We start from the raw sequence: 2,764 nt of genomic DNA, 5'->3' as shown, positions 1-2,764 counted from the left end.
CCTGGCGGCTTTGGTGAATACCGCGCATGGGGAGGCAGCCAGTAAGATTAAGCAATTGGATCAGCACTATATCGCCCACAAAATCGCCCATGCCGTAGCAGGCTGTGCGGCAGCGGCTGCGAATAAGGGTAAGTGTCAGGACGGTGCGATTGGTGCGGCCGTGGGGGAGATTGTTGGGGAAGCTTTGGTTAAAAATACCGATTTTAGCGGTATGACCCCGGAACAATTAGATCTGGAAGTTAAGAAAATTACCGCCTATGCCAAACTTGCGGCAGGTACAGTTGCAGGCGTAACGGGAGGAGATGTCAATACTGCTGCACAAACCGCACAAAACGCGGTAGAAAATAATGCGGTTAAAGCTGTTGTAACTGCTGCAAAAGTGGTTTATAAGGTAGCCAAAAAAGGATTAAAAAATGGGAGAATCAATGTCAAAGATTTGAAGCAGACATTGAAAGACGAAGGTTATAGTTTAGTAGACAATCTAATTACATTATCAGACGGGACACTAGATTGGAATGATGCCAAAGCCGTTATTGATATTGTGGTTGGAACGGAGTTGAATAAAGCCAATCGGGGCGAGGCTGCTCAAAAAATTAAGGAGACTTTGAACGGCAGTAAGCAATCAGGTATGCGAAGTGCTGGGAAAAATGCAGCTGCTCACGTTACTATTCGAAAGCATTACACTCATCACAAAGAAATGGTTGACGATGTAAAGACACAACTGAAGGCACAAGGGTATAGTGTCAGCAGCCGTGAAATAACGTTCAAAGATGGTTTCGCAAACGGGAGAACAAGACCTGATATTATTGCCAGATCCCCAGATAACAAGCTGGTTATTTATGAGATTAAAACAGGAAATGCCCAATTAAGTATCAGGCAAAGTGAAATATATCCACAAATTCGTGATGGGAATGCCATACCTAAAGGAGATGTTGCTAGTAAATTTGGACTTATTTCAGGCAAGCCATTGAAAGACCAAGGTTATCCAAATGGAATTCCAATTATTGTAAAAAATTTCCCCGGAGCTAAATGATGAATAAAAGAGATATCTCAACTGAACTTAAAAAATTAGGATGGACATATATAAAAGATGAAAATAATGATAAATACTTTCTAAAAAACTATGAAGATTTACAAGTTATCCTCAGCCCAAAGTTAGAAAAAAGAGGGGAAATATTTTATTTTTCTTTAGATCCATCTGTTTCTAGCCGTAAATTCTCAGAAATCTGCAATTATATAATTTGTGAAGAAAGAGAGTTTTACTATTTAATTTCCAGACATGGATTACTTGCCCCACCTTTAGAAAAAGGACTCCCTGAAAGTGAATTTGAATTGATAAATATAGAGATTTTTAATGATTTATTAGCTGAAGCAAGCATTTGGGCAAAATACCAGGAGATAGATAAAGCTTTACAATATTATGCTGAAGCCCCAACAACTTGGCCAGGTATTGCACCATTATATCACCTTGCTGCATTAGTCATGCAAGAGAATAAAGATCGTCTTAAACATTATCAACAAAGTTTCCTTGAAGGAAACCGATTGGGTTTTGTTCCTTATATTACAGATGAGGTTATAAATAGAGCTGTTCAATTAGTAAACAGCAATCGATAGCAATCGATAGCAATCGTAGGGTGGGCACTTGCTGCCCACGCAATTTAATATGACTTTTTATATTTATTAAAAGTAAATGCCGTCTGAACAATTCTAAGTCTTTCAGACGGCATTTCCTTATTCAAAACCACGCTTTTGACCGTTTGGCAGAAACAGGCTAATCGTCGCAGCACCGTCGAAACACTCAAATTACCGAGCTTTACCGGCACAACTGCTGCTGTATTGACCGCACCCGACGGCTACATCGTCGATATTCCCAAAGGCAATCTGAAAACCGAAATCGAACCGTAACCTCCTACCATCTCTCTTAGATTCAGCAGAAATATTCCCTCCCTCCTCCCCCAAAAAAACAAAAACTGACTTTGCCGATCTCTCCGGCACTTCGCAGCTCACGGAATCGACAAAGTCTATTTTTATTTTACACCCTACAGCGGGAGTTCCCATCAGGAATTTTTTGTAAAGCAATATTACGAAAATACTTGAATACTTGGTGCGATAGCCATATTACTGAAAATAAACCATACAACAATAACCGAGACTATCATATCTTTAAGATTGAGTCCCATATAGCCTTTATTAATGGCTCAAAATTATCGTGTAAAACAATTACCTGTTGCGCTGTAATTTGATGGGAGTAATTATGTAAGGTACCATGTAATATATCCAAACCAGCAACACCCGTACCTTTTTTAGGGCATTCACTTTCTAATGTGGCTAATTGTTTAGCATTAATTGTTTCGCTATTTTTTTGATTTATGTGCTTTGCCACTCCTAAAATTTTTTCTCTTAAAGTCGAGCCTTCCTTGATTGTGCAAGTATTCCCACCATCATGAAAACAGATTTTTTCTTTTTGGCTAAAAATATAGCAAGCTGTAGCCTGCATGAAACCTAAAATCCACGTGTAGGGTGTGTGCTTCAGCACGCACGTGTTCCATGATTTACAGCTCAATGCCGTCTGAAAAGCTCAAGATTTTTTCAGACGGCATTTGTTATGCAAGTAAATATTCAGATTCTCTATACCGCCCAGACGCGTGAGTGCTGAAGACACTCCCCTACGCTTGCTGCAGAACTTTCGGGTAAAACCGGTGTGAGCATTAGCGCACCGTATGCCAATGAAAACAGCCGCATCCTGCTCAGCACCACGGATATC

The 2,764-nt window shown here is 40.0% G+C and carries 4 protein-coding genes and 1 pseudogene; 3 read left to right on the top strand and 2 right to left on the bottom strand.

The annotated features are described in order from the left end of the window. The 3 genes from CRG49_RS13655 to CRG49_RS13215 all read left to right on the top strand — a co-directional run. A partial coding sequence (locus tag CRG49_RS13655; protein WP_232727256.1) for a VENN motif pre-toxin domain-containing protein occupies positions 1-1,033 on the top strand: 1,033 nt, incomplete at its 5' end. Then, complete coding sequence (locus tag CRG49_RS12615) at positions 1,033-1,614, top strand: hypothetical protein (RefSeq protein ID WP_095501707.1); 582 nt, start codon at positions 1,033-1,035, stop codon at positions 1,612-1,614. The genes CRG49_RS13655 and CRG49_RS12615, both read left to right, overlap by 1 nt. Positions 1,615-1,749: 135 nt before the next feature. Then, the gene (locus tag CRG49_RS13215) at positions 1,750-1,905 is read left to right on the top strand and encodes a hypothetical protein (protein ID WP_154143205.1); all 156 of its coding nucleotides are present in this window, start codon (positions 1,750-1,752) and stop codon (positions 1,903-1,905) included. Positions 1,906-2,155: 250 nt separating this feature from the next. Here the strand turns inward: CRG49_RS13215 and CRG49_RS13210 are convergent, their stop codons facing one another. Together CRG49_RS13210 and CRG49_RS13650 are read right to left on the bottom strand one after the other, a co-directional pair. Continuing rightward, entirely contained in the window at positions 2,156-2,536 is a 381-nt protein-coding gene (locus tag CRG49_RS13210; protein WP_154143206.1) for a hypothetical protein, read from the bottom strand. Positions 2,537-2,578: 42 nt separating this feature from the next. After that, positions 2,579-2,764: pseudogene (locus tag CRG49_RS13650) on the bottom strand (hypothetical protein); the annotation flags it as partial.

Origin of the sequence: Neisseria sp. N95_16 (assembly GCF_002551535.2) — a bacterium.
In the GTDB taxonomy this organism is placed as follows: domain Bacteria; phylum Pseudomonadota; class Gammaproteobacteria; order Burkholderiales; family Neisseriaceae; genus Neisseria; species Neisseria brasiliensis.
The sequence above is the reverse complement of the archived record's forward strand: the minus strand, read 5'-3'. Positions and strand labels throughout refer to the sequence as shown.

Excerpts from the sequence above, each read along its gene's own strand:
- CRG49_RS12615 (WP_095501707.1), top strand. The coding sequence starts at position 1,033 with ATGAATAAAAGAGATATCTCAACTGAACTTAAAAAATTAGGATGGACA.